11 protein-coding genes are annotated in these 15,805 nt (G+C 38.7%); 7 read left to right on the top strand and 4 right to left on the bottom strand.

The genetic code is table 11. The features are described from left to right. The first annotated feature begins 210 nt into the window (after window positions 1-210). From GQR52_RS02015 to GQR52_RS02005, 3 genes are read left to right on the top strand one after another with little or no spacing between them, the layout of a single operon-like run. A complete protein-coding gene (locus GQR52_RS02015) occupies window positions 211-2,955 on the top strand; it encodes an Ig-like domain-containing protein (protein WP_165727272.1) in 2,745 nt (914 codons plus the stop codon). A gap of 13 nt (window positions 2,956-2,968) precedes the next feature. Beyond that, window positions 2,969-5,647, top strand: coding sequence for a TonB-dependent receptor plug domain-containing protein (locus GQR52_RS02010; RefSeq protein ID WP_165727271.1), 2,679 nt, complete (start codon window positions 2,969-2,971; stop codon window positions 5,645-5,647). Next, window positions 5,640-6,710, top strand: coding sequence for a cytochrome c peroxidase (locus GQR52_RS02005; protein ID WP_165727270.1), 1,071 nt, complete (start codon window positions 5,640-5,642; stop codon window positions 6,708-6,710). Before GQR52_RS02010 ends, GQR52_RS02005 begins: the two co-directional genes overlap by 8 nt. A 218-nt stretch (window positions 6,711-6,928) precedes the next feature. Here GQR52_RS02005 and GQR52_RS01995 read toward each other — a convergent pair whose 3' ends face one another. Together GQR52_RS01995 and GQR52_RS01990 are read right to left on the bottom strand one after the other, a co-directional pair. Then, entirely contained in the window at window positions 6,929-8,761 is a 1,833-nt protein-coding gene (locus GQR52_RS01995; protein ID WP_165727269.1) for a diguanylate cyclase, read from the bottom strand. Window positions 8,762-8,905: 144 nt separating this feature from the next. Next, on the bottom strand, window positions 8,906-9,823 hold the full coding sequence (locus GQR52_RS01990) for a LysR family transcriptional regulator (protein ID WP_206017350.1): 918 nt from the start codon (window positions 9,821-9,823) through the stop codon (window positions 8,906-8,908). Between the two features lie 80 nt (window positions 9,824-9,903). Between GQR52_RS01990 and GQR52_RS01985 the strand changes: the two genes are divergently transcribed. The 4 genes from GQR52_RS01985 to GQR52_RS01970 all read left to right on the top strand — a co-directional run bounded on the left by GQR52_RS01985 (window position 9,904) and on the right by GQR52_RS01970 (window position 13,483). Next, a complete protein-coding gene (locus GQR52_RS01985) occupies window positions 9,904-11,043 on the top strand; it encodes an alkene reductase (protein ID WP_165727268.1) in 1,140 nt (379 codons plus the stop codon). Window positions 11,044-11,430: 387 nt separating this feature from the next. Beyond that, window positions 11,431-11,688, top strand: coding sequence for a hypothetical protein (locus GQR52_RS01980; protein ID WP_165727267.1), 258 nt, complete (start codon window positions 11,431-11,433; stop codon window positions 11,686-11,688). Between the two features lie 358 nt (window positions 11,689-12,046). Further along, on the top strand, window positions 12,047-12,811 hold the full coding sequence (locus tag GQR52_RS01975; protein WP_165727266.1) for a DUF6515 family protein: 765 nt from the start codon (window positions 12,047-12,049) through the stop codon (window positions 12,809-12,811). Window positions 12,812-12,982: 171 nt separating this feature from the next. Further along, a complete protein-coding gene (locus GQR52_RS01970) occupies window positions 12,983-13,483 on the top strand; it encodes an RDD family protein (RefSeq protein WP_007587274.1) in 501 nt (166 codons plus the stop codon). A gap of 102 nt (window positions 13,484-13,585) precedes the next feature. Here the strand turns inward: GQR52_RS01970 and lptG are convergent, their stop codons facing one another. Next, complete coding sequence (gene lptG / locus GQR52_RS01965; RefSeq protein ID WP_165727265.1) at window positions 13,586-14,653, bottom strand: LPS export ABC transporter permease LptG; 1,068 nt, start codon at window positions 14,651-14,653, stop codon at window positions 13,586-13,588. Then, window positions 14,650-15,762 (bottom strand): LPS export ABC transporter permease LptF, encoded by a 1,113-nt coding sequence (lptF, locus tag GQR52_RS01960; protein ID WP_002962016.1) that lies wholly within the window; start codon window positions 15,760-15,762, stop codon window positions 14,650-14,652. The genes lptG and lptF overlap by 4 nt, the downstream gene beginning before the upstream one ends. Window positions 15,763-15,805: the final 43 nt, after the last annotated feature.

Raw genomic sequence — 15,805 nt, 5'->3', positions numbered from 1 at the left:
ATTAGTTAAGTATATGAGTACTTTTTAGCTGAACTTAAAATATTTACATTAGCTATACACCTTTCTACTTTAACGTCTCTTTGTTTTTTAAACCCTTGATTAGTTAAAGGTAACATTCTTATTTTTAACATAAATACCGACTTCGAACTGTGAAACACAATTGATATGCGTTATCATTCGCAACATCATTAACTTCTAATATTAACAATAATGAACAGACTTATTAAATTTATCCCTATTTTATGCGCACTCGCTTTAGCAGGTTGTGGAAGCGGCTCGGGCAACAGTGCACCATTATTTACCCAATCAAATTTAAGTTTTACGCTTAACGAAGATACCGCTTTTTCAGGACAGGTTTCAGCCACTGACGACGACCCGCTTAGTTATACTTTGGCGCAATCTCCAAGTAACGGCATTATTACATTAGAGGCTAACGGTGAATTTACTTACACACCACACGCTGATTTTTTTGGTGAAGATAGCACGACTATTTCAGCAAGTGACGGCAGTTTAAGCGCTGATGTTGTTGTACGTTTTATTATTGAAAACATTAATGATGCACCTACTATTTCAACAACTAATGTTACATTTACTACCTCAACAACAAGTGTAGGTAAAATAAATACTAGTGATGTTGATGGCGATGCAGTGAGCATTACGCTACTTACACCGCCAAGTAGTGGTGTAATATCTATAAATAGTGAAGCTGGTGAATTTAGCTATGAGGCACAAACACTCACTACGCAAAATGATGAATTTACCGTTAGTTATACCGACGGCATTATAAGTGAGCCATTAACTGCGACTATTTCACTTAGCCCCTCTTATGTAACAAATGAAGACAAACGTAACTACTACTACAGCTCAGATAAGTCTCATTTAAAACAAGCCGATTTAATAACAGAAAATATTAACGATGAACTATCTCGTTATAGTATTTATCAAACTCAAGCTGCAGCTTATGCGCGCGCTGGTTTTTTAACTACCGCACAAGAGTATTTAGCGCTGATTAACGAACAAACAGCCTATGCCGATGGGCTTTTAAAAGTAGCCAGTGCACTGGATACGATTAATCGCTCTGAGCAAGCTATAGAATATAGAGAGCTAGCTTTAACATCTTATAACCAATACCTTGCTGAAAAAGGATTGGATAATATAGACAGAAATGATGCATCTTGGTTGTTAACTATTACACGAGACTATTTAGATGCATTACAACTGTCGCAAGCAACTAGCTTAATTGAACAAATTGAAGGCTATGCATTAAACGCAGCACAGGATGAATTTACAACTACATTTGGGTACTTTATTACTGCATTTTCAAGTGCTGCAAGCTCAACTCTTGAATCATATGCAGCGACACCCACTGCTGAAAACTTAGAAACTGCAAAGTTATTCGCTAAATCGTTCGCTCAATTAAGTAATAAAACAGGCTACGTAATAGCAAAAAATGGTGATTATAAAGGAGAGCCAACTCACCGCTCTCGTATATTATATTTAGCATGGTCGGCAGAGTTTTTATTACAAACTAATCAGTTAGAACTTGCACGTGAATATACTAATAAAGCACTCGCTCTTTATGGTATTACTAATTTCGATAGTAATTATAATTATGCTGCCTCACCTTATTCACAAGCAACTCTTAGCTACTACCCGTATGCACTAAGTAATTTGGCTACACTTATCGAGGCGCTGTACGACACAACTCAAAACCCTGCATATGAACTAATTACATCTGAGTGGGAGCAATCATTTGCACAACGCTCAATGGTTTCATTTATTGTGGCGCAGCGTTTATTAGCAGGCGAAGATGCAACAACAGTACTCGATGAAGTTGCTCAACCTTTTAAAGATAAAGATGAATATAACGTGCTATTTCAGGGGTTAACCGATACTACAAACTTACCTGGTACTGCACTTATTTTGAGCCAATTTAATCGAAATGATTTAGCTCAACAAGTAATGAATTATGCCGGTGACTTACTTATTTCAGATGAGTACATACAAGCCGAGAGTTATGCAACGTATCTTACTGGTTTTAGAGGCTGCTCTGCTTTTGTTGAAATAAGCGGTCGCGTTGGTATGGATGAAAAAGTTCAAGCTGAAAAGTGCATTACTATGCTCGAAAAACTACAAAGCGGTGAGCTACAAACACTCTCATCTAGCAGCCAAATTTCAGTTCATAGCAATGTAATAATGACGCTAACTCGATCTGGCTCAACAGATGGTATCCCAGCTATATATACGCAATTACTTAACCATATATCAGAACTAGAAACCCCTGAAGATCGCTTTGAGAACCGCTTAGAAACACTTGGTTTTATGATTGATGCGGGTTATTCAACACAAGTATTAGACACATTTACTTTATCGGTTGAAGAAATTACGCCTTTAATTTCAGAGTTTGATAGCAACCAATTAACCGATCTAGTTGAGCTTTTAAAAGAGTATATTTTAGATATTGAAGCGCCTAAAACTGGGTATTTCACTATTTACAGTGCGTTGTCATCTATGGGGGCTAATGCTCAAAACATTAATGACTATGAAGCTAAATACCAAGGATTTAAAGCACCAACGTCTACGTTAATTAATACTTTAGAGGAACGCATTACTGCGCTTTCAGACACCGCATTACAAAGTAATATGATGGACTTAGTTTCTGCTCATGTGCTTCTTGGTGATAATGCTAAAGCAATTTCGTTAATTGAAAATAGCGTAAATGGCTCAGCAGATAAACTCAACCTTTATACTGAAATGGCAAGTTTAATAGCTGCCCGTGATGACTTTAGAGAAAAAGCAGTTGCCAGTGTAGATACCGATCACGACGGACTTCCTAACTTTTTCCTACCAAATGTAAGCGAAGACGACATAACAGCCTCAGGTTTAATAGCCGATCAAGATGCCGACAATGACGGCATTATTGATAGCGAAGACAGTACTCCACTTGGTAATTAATTAAGAGATTTAAATGCAGACACCTAGCACCTTAGCGTGTCTGCTTTTGCTTACCCAAAACGCTTATGCAGCGAACGAGCAAGAGCAGACCGACCAGTCAAAACCCATATGCAGTACTTTACAAAATGAAGAAAAAAAACGTTGTGAAGCCTTAGAACACATAGAAGTAAAAGGTCAGTACATAGGTATTGAAGTGCCTGAAGTAATTGGTCGCTCATACCTCGACCGTAACTTTATAACCTCGACCGCTAAAGGTAATGGGGATATAAATGAGTTAATTGCCCTCCTCCCTGGAGTACAACTCAGTAACGACGCTTTTAGTATTGAAAGCTTGGCTGAAATTAGCGCACCCGAAATATCTATTTCTGGCGCGCAACCTTGGCAAACAGGGTTTTCGATTGATGGCATGAACTACAACAACCGTATTGATCCCGCCAGTGCTACACGAGTTACAGCTACCAGCAATGATGTGTCGGGCGGTGTGCAAAGCATGAATGTAAATTCAGATATTGTTGAATCAATAACCGTGTACGACCATAACATTCCAGCCGAATTTGGTGGTTTTTCAGGTGGAATTGTTGATGCTAAAACCAAAAGTGCTTTTGCAAAAGACAGCTTTAGCTTTGGTGTGCGTGGGAATCAAAGTAGCTGGGGAGAATACCATTTTCTTAAAGCTGATGAAGAGTCTGGACAACGAAATGTTGATGATGAAGCGCTAGAAGCCCCAGAGTTTAAAAAAATAAGTTACTCATTGAGCGCCAATAAACAACTCAATGAACGCCACGGACTTATGGTAAGCGTTAATTACCTTACCAGCGACATTAGTGATTTTTCACTGGGTCAACCAAAAACGCAAAGTCGCCGAAATATTAATGCATTAGTTAAATATGGATACAAAAATGGTTGGGTCGATCAGCTTGATATTAGTTTAATGTACGCCCCTTACGAAGTTGATAACTTTATTGTTGATACCAAAGACAGTAACTTTCACTTAGAAGGTGGAGCAGTAGGCGGCGTAATATCGCTAACAGAAAATTTAAGCTTTGCTACATGGCACAGTAACCTTAATGTAAATTTAAGCGATAGCAGTCGAGAGTCCCCAGATCACTTTTATAATTGGTTGCAGGCAAAAGGAAAGCAATGGGGAGAATTTGCGGACCAAGGATTATCTAATACGCGTTACTCAAAGCAAGGTGGATATGGGGCGCTCGATAACACACAGTTAACCACTAGTTGGAAAAACACTCTCGATTTTAATACGTTTAAATTTTTGAGTGTAGAGCACAATATTAAAGCTGGTATAGAGCTTATACACCAAGAAGTGAAACGTGAACGTTTTCAAAATAGTTACACATACGACTCTCCTATTATTTGGTCAAGCGCCAGTGCACCACTTAATTGCAGCGGTTACACGCTTGATTGCCAATCGCTTGAATCTGCTATTTCTATAGAGCAACTTACCGAGCAATTGGGAGGGAGTATTGATTTTAATAACCCTGAACATATTGCAGCTTATAGCGATAACATTGTAAGTACTGCACAGTATTTTAATGGTCGTAAAGTTACACCTGCTGAATATATAAATGTAGGACTTAACCGTGGCGCTTTATATATCACCGATCATTTAACGCTTGGTCATGTAAATATTAACTTAGGAATGCGCTATAACTATGATGATTTTTTAAAAAATCATAACTTAGCCCCGCGTATTTCGCTTGGTTACGATGTGTTTAATGATGGACGTACAATAATAAGCGCAGGCGTAAACCGTTATTATGATTCAGGAATTATTGGTTATAAAATAAAAGAGCAACAAAACTTTTCGTATAACGAATACCGCCCTATCGAAAACGGCTACTTACAAGGCTGGTTACCCTCTAATTACACTGGCGCATTTAAATATCGTTTTAACGATGTGCAAACACCTTTTGATGACGAGTTAGCTTTTGGTATAGCTCACTCATTTGAAAAAATTGGTAACTTTTCACTTAAGTATGTAAAACGGAAAAAGCATCAACAATTGTCTCGCTCAACTGCTGATACGCCAAGTGAAGATGGCTTCAAATATATTGAAATAACAAACAGCGGTACAGGTAGCTCTGAGCGTTACTCGATTGCATGGAGTGCACAATTTAAAGCACATTCATTCTGGGCAAATGCTTCATATGCGCAAAATAAAGTGTCAAACGACAGCTACAATGCAACCGCAAATAACACCCCTCTTGATGAGCTAGTTTATTACGTTAATGCTAAAGAAGAAGGTGAACTTGTTACACTTAACCAGTTATCTCAAATTCGCACCAATTTTGGAACTCCCGTAACCGGCGCTATGGGTTGGAATGTTGACTGGCTTGATTCACTTAGTACAGGCTTAAACATTACCTATAGTGGTAGCTTTGATACAGCTGTTAGCACAGGCGCGAGTGAAAGCGTTGAGCTAGACAAGAGCTGTATTTGTTGCCCTATTACATCTACTTTGGTTGATGTTTATGAGCAACGTGTTATTCGTGCCCGCACTATGGTCGGCTTAAGCTTACGATATAATCCTAAAATTAGTGAAAAACACAACGTAGAAATACGCGCTGATGTATCTAACCTTTTAAACGCCCGTACTTACAATGTAAACGAAGGAGCCGCTGGCATTGAACCTGGCCGAATGTTTTGGCTTGGAGTAACTTATAAATATGATTAAGCTACTTGGTTTAATAACATTATTACTCCCTCTTAGTATGCACGCTCAACAATACAGCAACAAAGAGCTACGTGGTTTGTATAGTAAGAGCCAAGTAAATTGGCCTGCCATTCAAACCAGTGATGAGCGTATAGTTGAGCCTCTTTCGCTATTGCCAATAGCCACTCCACTGGCAGAGCACGTTGCACTTGGCAATAAGCTTTTTCATGATACACAGCTTTCGCGCGATAAAACCGTAAGCTGCGCAAGTTGTCATGAACGAGATAAGGGTTTTCATGATGGTCGTGCCACTGCAATCGGTATAAATGATCAAGTGGGCACCCGCAATACCCCTGCAATTTTTGGTATAGATCAGTGGCAAAGTTTTTTTTGGGATGGTCGCGCTAAAACAGCTGAGCAACAAGCACTTATGCCCATTAGCAACCCAATTGAAATGGACTTAGATCCACAAAAAGCTTTAATGCGGGTCAATAAAGATAAAAGCTATACGGCATTTAATAAAAGTGCTTTTAATTCAAATACGCTCTCCATGGCACAAATGGCAGAAGCCCTCGTAGCTTTTGAGCGAACACTCATCGCACCTAATACTCGTTTTAAATCATTTATTAATGAGGTTCAGAGTAATCCAAAAAAAGCGGTTAGACGCTTATCAGATAGTGAATTAAACGGGTTACATTTATTTAGAACCAAAGCAAAATGTATGACTTGCCATAATGGCGCGCTATTAAGTGACAACCAATTTCATGGCACTGGCCTTCATTACTACGGCCGTAGTTTTGAAGATAAAGGCCGGTTTAATATTACAAATAATCCAAGTGATATAGGGTTATTTAGAACCCCTTCTCTACTTGGTTTAACACAAACATTTCCTTGGATGCACAATGGGCTTTTTGATGATCTACTGGGTATAGTAAACATGTACAACCATGGTGGAGCAAGACCTAAGCCCAGAAAAACCCAGTTGAACGATCCACATTTCCCTAAAACAACGAAACTACTAAAGCCATTAAAATTAACTAAGCAAGAGCGTTTAGATCTCGTTGCATTTCTAAGAATTTTATAAATTTTGCAGCTGCTCTATCAGCCATTTATGAATAGGGCTGTTATTAGTACGCGGGTGCCATGCGCTATTACTTTAAAGGTAGGAGGCAGAGCTTCTTTTTGAAAGGTATCGAAGAAGGATATACACTCTCAATACATATGAGTATTAGGTGAATTAGCTTGCTATATTTTTCAATAATAAATTACTAGCCGTTTAATAACTCAATAATTATTGAGTTATTAAACCATTACTTTATTACGGCCTGCATTTTTAGCTGCGTATAATTTTTCATCAGCTCGTCGGGATGCATCTTTTGGGGCTTCGCCCGCTTTAACTTGTACTACACCAATACTTACTGTTGATTTTATATGGAGTGAGGTATGAGTAACATTCTCAATACTTTCGCGTATACGCTGGGCAACTTCATGCGCAAAACTAAGTGCAATATTAGGTAAAACAACTAAAAATTCTTCTCCACCAACCCTACCTGCACAATCTGTTTGACGAATGTTTTTTTCTATAAATTTAACAGTAGAAATAATAACTTCATCACCAATATCATGTCCATATGTATCGTTTACTTGTTTAAAGTGGTCTATATCAATAACAATGAGTGAACACGCATTCCCTAAAAACTCGCTTTTTTTAATCGCGTTGTATTTAAATGCAAATATTGCTCTACGATTAGCGATACCTGTTAATTCGTCTTTTAATGCAAGTGTTTTAAATCGCTGTTTATGCTGAGTTTGTTTATAAGTTATGTAAGCTAAAATCAATATCAGCCCAATAGAAAACAGCAAAGATGCGATTTGCCAAAATGCTTTTTCATCAGCTAAATTTAATAACTGCTCTTTTACCTCTGATGACTCTTGCAGCCTTGTTATTTCTCGTTTTTGCTGTTCCCAGTCAAACGCTAAACGTTGAGATAGTAATGTATTATCTGCAATTTCTTGCACTTTTCTATCTGCGATTTTTAATAACTCTCTTTGAGCTAAGGCTTCTTGCTGATAGTTATTTTTTTGCACTGCTAATTCACGCTTAAATTCTAAAAAACGAGTTAAAGAGTCAACTGACCATACTTGAGAACTATTTTGTTCAAAATCTAAATAAAGAAATTCCGCTTCATCTAGGCGACCCTTTTTAATTAACCACTCAGCTGTTGTTATTGATTGAATAAATTTAATCCACTCACTATTTAGCGTTAAATCCCTGGCTTGATTTAAGTATTGTTTAGCCTCTTGCAGCTTATTTAATTGAATATTTATTTGTGCAATTTTAAAGAGTAAGTAAGCATTCCCTTCATCGTCTTCATACTTAGTTACAGCAGGAAGTATACTGCTGTACAACACTATCGCTTTTTGATAATTACCTTGAGATTCGTAAGCTTGGGCTAGGCTATCTGTGGCTATGTACCACTCTTGCTCATTATAATTTGTCAGCTCATTAATCGCTCTTTGCAATTGTTCTTCAGCGAGCGAAAAATTGTGAAGATCGGCATGAATAAGCCCTATCTCTTTAAGTATAAGCGCTTTATCGTAAGAAAAACCGCCTTGTTCAAAGGTATTATAAGCTTGTTGAAATGCCAAAAAAGCTTGCTGGTACGAACCTTGTGAACGAAAAATTATCCCTAATATTAAGTTAGCTGTCGCATGTTGATAATAAAGCTCTGGATTTTTAGAGGTGGCACTAATAACATTTTTAGCCATTGAAGTGGCTGTACTTACTTTACCTTGTTGGTATAAATGAAATGCTTGGCATGTTTGTAAATCGAGTTTTAATTTAGGCGAGCCAGCTTTTTTGATTGCTTGATTAGCATCTGTCAGTAAATCATTTAATGCTATGTAATTTTTGTCATTTTGGGGGTCATAAAACCAACACTTTACAGTTTTAACGCGAGCAGTATCGAGCGATGAAGAATAAGGTAAATTGCGCTCTAACTTATCCATAAGCCCACGACTTTCGCTACTCGTTAAATATCCACTTAGTATCTTTTCAACATCTTCTTTTACTGTGTTAGCAAAAGTACTAAAACAAAGTAGAGAACAAAAAACACCAAAAAATAACTTAAACATTTAGCTTTATAATTCCTTTATCGTACTTAAAACACAATTGTAGGACACTGTAATTAGCTGACGACAATCTTTAATAACTATTGTTAATTATGGTAACAGTATTTGCTTTAATACTTACATTAATACTTGTATTAAAGTTTGCTGTTATAGGTTTTGTAATTGCTCTATCAACCACTTATGAATTAGGCTGTTGTTAGTACGTGGATGCCATGCGGCTATTACTTTAAATATAGGAGGCAGAGCTTCTATTTTTAGCTGTTTAACTTTGCTATTTGGTAATAATCTTGATGGGTAAAACGCTAACATATCGGTTGTATGTAAAATGTCGGGCACGGCTGAAAAGCTCGGTACCGACATTACAATATTACGTTTTAGCCCTTGGCTTTCAAACCACTGATCGTGCGACCCGCGTAAATTAGCACGCGATGGCGATACCACTAGCTGAGGATGCTTTGCAAATTGCGCCAAGCTCAAAGGCTCCATGTAAGTGTTGTTACCAACACCAGAAATACACAAATGCTGCTCTTCAAACAAAGTAATATAAGAAAGATTGTCGGGTATAAACTCAGGAAAGCTAATCAATAAATCAAGCTCGCCTGCCGTTATAAGTTGATTAACGTTATCGGATGCAAAGTCGCGCACTATCAGCTTTAAACCGGGGGCTTCGCGACGGGTAATATTAAATAATTGCGGTAGTAAAGCCTGCGTGGCGTAGTCGGTTGCGCTTATGGTAAACACGCCTTTATAGGTTTTCGGACTAAACTGCTCGGGCTCTAGTAACGACTCTAATTGCTTTAATATATGATTAACTGGCGTCTTGAGTCCTTGCGCTTTAGGAGTAGCAACCATGTTATTGCCCTGTCGAATAAACAAGCGATCGTCAAATAAGTCTCGTAGCTTTCGTAGTTGCTCACTAATGGCTTGTTGCGTTAACCCCATTTTTTTAGCTACTTGCGACAGATTTTGCAGCTCTAACAAGCTACTGAGCACTCTTAACTGTTTTATATCGAGCCGGCTAATACCATTCATAATTGTATGCTGTACAAAAAAGTGTTGTTTCAAATTGTATCTTTAAATCTCTATGCTGCCAACGTTGCTTAACCACTATTTAAGCCTTTATTTGCTTTATAAGAGAATTTAAAATGAAATCAGAATCAGTTAATACCGCCCCTTTATTCTCATCAATTGAGCTTGGCCCTTTTACACTTAAAAACCGTATTGTGATGCCTCCTCTTACTCGCTCTCGTAGTACACAACCGGGCAATATTCCTAATGAATTAATGGCTGAGTATTATGCACAGCGCGCATCGGCTGGCTTTATGGTTACCGAAGGCACGCAAATAGAACCTCGTGGCCAAGGCTACGCTTGGACACCTGGTATTCACTCGCAAGCACAAATTGAAGGCTGGAAAAAAGTAACACATGCAGTACATGCTAAAGGCGGTGTTATTTTTGCTCAGCTTTGGCATGTAGGCCGCGTATCGCACGCCACACTACAACCAAATTCAGGTAAACCGGTTGGCCCTTCAGATATTATTGCTGACAATGTAAAAGTATTTATTGAAACCGCACCTGGTGAAGGCGCATTGGCTGACCCAAGTGAGCCTCGTGCACTAACAACAACTGAAGTTGGCGAACTGGTAAACATGTATGCGCAAGCTGCACGTAATGCTCTAGAAGCAGGCTTTGATGGTGTGGAGCTGCATTGTGCTAACGGGTATTTAGTTAATCAGTTTATTTCTGAGCATACTAATAACCGTGACGATCAATACGGTGGAACGCTTAGTAATCGCCTGCGCTTTTTAAAAGAGATAGTTGAAGCGGTAAGTGACGTTGTAGGCTCCGATCGTTTAGGTGTTCGCTTTGCTCCTTTATTTGAAAGCACAGATGAAACACGAGTGTATTTAGGACTTGTTGAATCAAACCCTCATCATACTTATGTACAAGCCGTTAAAGTGCTTGAGCAAGCTGGCATTGCTTACTTATCAATAGCGGAAGCTGATTGGGAAAATGCTCCTGATTTACCACAAGAATTTTATAAAGCAGTACGAGCTGAATTTTCAGGTCGCATTATTTATGCTGGTAAATACACAGTAGAAAAAGCGGTACGTATTTTAGGTGAAGGTTACGGTGACTTATTTGCATTTGGTCGCCCATTTATAGCTAACCCTGATTTACCAGAGCGTATAGCGAATAATTGGACGTTTAACGAGGCCGATGCAGCCACTATGTATGGCGGTACTGAAGTCGGTTATAGCGATTATCCTTTTTATCAAAAGTAACCAACCTAGACTCTAAACGATATATGGAATTGGTATAGAACCGATACGGTTTTATACCTGGTAGCTTAATCAAGCTACCTGTTTTGAGGTAAGAAAACGGTGTTGATAACACAGCTAAAATTTTGTTATTAGTTGTTCTCGACAATTGCTCTTTCATTGCCCTACCCTCTGCATTTATGCAGCCATATATCAGTCATTTTTTAATAGAGTTAGCGTTAGATTTAATCCCTCAAATTGATTAAGTATTACTGCGGATTGGTATTAGCGTCAAAAATAGTAAAGATAAGTAAAAGGGTGTAAAGCCTCCCTACAGTTGCCCTTACATGCAGTTGGCATTCAGTTTCAAACGTCAATACTAGCCATGTTAACCACAATCGAGGCAATATTATGAAACTTACATTTATACTACCTGCACTATTAGTTATTGGCACTTTATCTAATTCTGCATTTGCAGCACCACATGATAGATATACAAAGCAAGAATATAAAAAGGTTCAGCTAAAACGAGAACTGAAAAAAATTAACCAAACTAAGGTAATCAAGTATGTTCCAGTTAAAGTTGTTAAAAGAAACGTTAATAACACAGCATTTATTAAAGTTAATGTCATAACGTATCACCCTAGCCTTAAATTTATTAAAAGATAGATGCGCCCTTTAAAATATAAAGTCATGTTTGCGGCAATAAACAACGCGCCGCAAACTTAGCTTTTTACACCATTTAAACTCTATTATTGGTATTTTCCCATCTAAAAATGCACGGAAATAACGTTTTCTAAGCACAACAAAAAAGTCCAAATATATAATTTAATAGCAGTATTATTAAAATATCTCTCGTAATAACCCCCCTTAAAAATCGTCAAAAACTAGATATTATGTCAAGAACCGTCAGTAAAATGTAAAAAGCTGTAAGCATAGCTCCGTTTGCTGTTGTATGTCAGTTAACATTCAGTTTGAACCGCTAGTATTGAACCCAGTTATGTAAAAACATAAACGAGGCAATACTATGAAACTTACTTTTTTACTACCTGCACTGCTCGCCATTGGCGCAGTATCAGGCTCTGCGCTTGGAGCACAAAACGAGCGAGAGAATGATAAAAGCTTTAAACGTGACCACGACAAACGTGTTGAATATAAACGCGATGAACGCCGCCATGAAAAAAAGCAGCGTATTGAGCATAAAAAAGAAAAACGAGAAGACCGTAAGCAAGAAAAACGTAAACTTGCTAAGTACAAGCAGGAAAAGCGTGAACAATACCGCTACAACCAGCGCAAATATAACTACTTAACAAGCCATAATAATTCAGTCGCTTACAGACAAAATCGATTTATGAACCATTTACCACGCAATAGCGCATCGATTAGATTTAATGGTATTTCGTTTACGTTTAACGACGGCCTTTACTACCGTAAAGCTAAAAGAGGCTACCATGTAGTTACGCCACCTAGAGGCCTGCGTATAAATACGCTACCAAGAAATTACAGGCATTTTAAGCATCACAATACCACCTACTACACATATCAAAACGTGTATTACGTCGCAAATAATGACGGTTATACAGTGGTTGATGAGCCACCAACCCGTCTTAATCAGGCAATAAAAGTGGGGAATGTGAATGATTATAGCTTGGGCCAAACTTACGATTCATTGCCTCAGGCAGCACAGGCCGTAATAATTAACTCGCAGCAGTATTTTAAATACGGCGATATTTATTTTTTACCGCAAATAAGTGGTGACGACATAAAATACCTTGCTATCAAGCTAGGTTAAATCCGCTATAAATTAAAAGACCTTGCTACCAATAGCAGGGTCTTTTTCATTTCCCCTGTAGGTAATAACTTAAAGCAATAAAATCAATTCCCTCTCTAAACATTAACATGTCTTAGTATTTGTAAGCTTTTTTGCTAAACTAGCTCGCATATTAATAGTGAGAGTGTATTTATGTCGGGTGAGTTTCCACGTGCTGGTTTTTGGCGCCGTTTTGCGTCGTTAGTTTACGATACGTTAGCCATTATTGCGTTTGCGATGTTAACTGTAGTGCTGTATTTATTTGCCGTTCAAGGGCTTATTTCTCTCGATGTAATTAGTTTAAATGGCGCAGAGGATGTATCTGCCTTTATTCAAAATTCAAATCTTCTTTCGGGTATTCGTACCGCTCTTTTAATTATTGTTACCTTAGTATTTTTTGGCTACTTTTGGACTAAAAGCGGGCAAACCATTGGCATGCGTGCATGGCGTTTAAAAGTACAAACTCTTGAGGGTAATTTAATTAGCTGGCCGCAATCAATTATCCGCAGCGTTAGCGCTTTACTCGGTTTAGGTAATTTGGTGGTGTTAGTAGATTTTAAAAACAAAAAAGCACTGCAAGATTACATCTCTAAAACAGAAGTTATTGCACTTACTAAAGAAGAAAACAGACGTATTTATAGTGAGCTTGATTAATACCAACTTTTCAAATCGTGAGTTAAGCGGTAATTAAGCAGTAGTTAAAAAGCAAAAAGGGTGACCAGTGGTCACCCTTTTTCATGCTTTGAATAGGTAAATCTATACCCGTTTATTCATCAAATATGTCGCAAAGCCTATAAATATAATACTGGGTAATACCGCCCCTATAATGGCAGGTATTTGGTAAACCATAACGACAGGGCCAAATATTTCATTAGTTAAGTGAAACACAATCCCTGTAACAACTCCCATAATAATACGTGCGCCCATAGTAACGGTACGCAGCGGGCCAAATATAAACGAGAGCGCCACCAGCAGCATTACCGCAACAGATACTGGCTGCATCAACTTACGCCATAGAGCAAGCTCGTAGGTACTTGTGTCTTGTTCGTTTTGCTCTAAGTAACTTAAATACGACCAAAGCCCAGTAAATGAAAGTGACTCCGGTTTTACCGAAACAACCCCTAACTTTTCAGCTGTGAGTTGCGAAGGGTAAAACTCTTCTGGTAATTGCTCTGTTGTGGTTTTTTCGCTAGTGATAATAACTTTATTAACGTCACGAAGTAGCCAGCCATCTTTTCGGCTCAGTGCATCTCTTGCTTTAGTAATTTGGGTAAGCTCTAACGATTTATCAAAGTGGTACATATGCACCCCGTTAAGCCTGCCGTTTTCATCAACATCTTCAATATTAATAAAATTATTGCCGTCTTTAGCCCATACACCTTTTTGTGTATTAAACACATCGCCGCCATGTATTGCTTGGTTACGCATTTCTTTAGCGTGCAATTGTGCTTCAGGTGCGCCCCATTCGCCCAATGCCATCATACAGATAGCCATAAATATGGCCGTTTTCATCACAGAGCCAATTATTTGTAAGCGCGACATACCAGCGGCTTGCATCACTACAAGCTCACTGTTTGAGGCAAGTGCCCCCAAACCCGTTAAGCCACCAATTAGCGCAGCCATCGGAAAAAACACCACTAAATCGCCAGGTATTGTGTAAAGCGTGTAAAGCATTGCAGTCATTAAGTCGTAACTGCCGCGCCCTACCGACTTTAACTGGTCGATAAATTTAATTAAGGTGCTAATACCAACAAGTACCAACAATGCAAAGCCGGTAGTTTGTAAAATACTGCGGCCTAAATACCAATCAAGCGTTTTCATCATGAGCCTAACTCCCGCTTAGTTACTACGGCTTTAAGCCAAGCGCCCAGTGGTCGCCCTTTTATAATTAATAACCCACCTATAAACAAGGCACTTAGATGAATCCACCACAAGCCGATTGAAGGCGGGATTTTGCCATCTTCAACTGCAAATTTAGCGGCATTTAGTAAAATAAAGTAGCCTAAGTACAAGCTAATAGCAGGCACTAGTTTTGCAAATTTACCTTGGCGAGGATTAACCACACTTAGCGGTACTGCCAGTAAGGTAAGTAGCGGGATTGATAACGGAATAGCGAGTCGCCATTGCCATTGAGCAATAGATTCAGGAGTGTTTATAGCCAATAATTGGTTAGTTGGCACAGCCTCTAATTTACGGCGTTGATGCTCTATTTCTTGCTCTCGTATTTGTACGCTGTAACCATCAAATTCTGTTAAATTAAGTGCAGGCGTTGTGCCGTCTGTTTCGTAACGTTTACCGTCTGTTAGTACTAGCTGTTGCTCACCATTTACGGCTTCAACCACAACACCTTGCTCTGCATATACTAAGCGCGCTAGATTGCCTTTTTCGCTATCGGGTAACTGTGCAACAAATACCTTATTGAGCTCTTTGCCGCCTTTTTCAATATTATGAATAAACACCACGGCTTTTTCGTTACCGGTTTCTTGGAACCGCCCAGCTCTGAGCGCAGATAACCCCGCATCGGCTTTGGCTTGTTCTTTCAATTGATACTCTTGCTCGCTTGCCCACGGCGCTATATACATAGTCAATGCAGCGGCTAATATGGCAAGCCCAACGCTTGATATAAGCGTTACGCGCACAACATACCATTCACTTACGCCACAGGCTTTAAGGACGGTCATTTCGCTATCTGCATATATACGGCTGTAAGCCAAAATAATGCCTAAAAATATACTCAGCGGAAGTATTAGCGAGGCTAGTTGTGGAAGCTTTAGTGCAATCATCGATAGCACTAATTTAGCAGGAATGCTGCCCTCAGAGGCATCACCTAAAATACCAACTAACTTTTGTGACAAAAATATTGTCATTAAAGTTAAAAATACGGCGACCTGCGATTTTAAAACCTCAGCGGTCAAATAACGGAATATTAGCAATGCTCGCCCCTGTTAAACATGGAATTTCACTACGATAGTGAGA

This window comes from Pseudoalteromonas sp. 31A1 (assembly GCF_011378815.1).
In the GTDB taxonomy this organism is placed as follows: domain Bacteria; phylum Pseudomonadota; class Gammaproteobacteria; order Enterobacterales; family Alteromonadaceae; genus Pseudoalteromonas; species Pseudoalteromonas arctica.
Note: the sequence above shows the minus strand (reverse complement) of the source record. Positions and strands in the feature narration are given on the sequence as shown.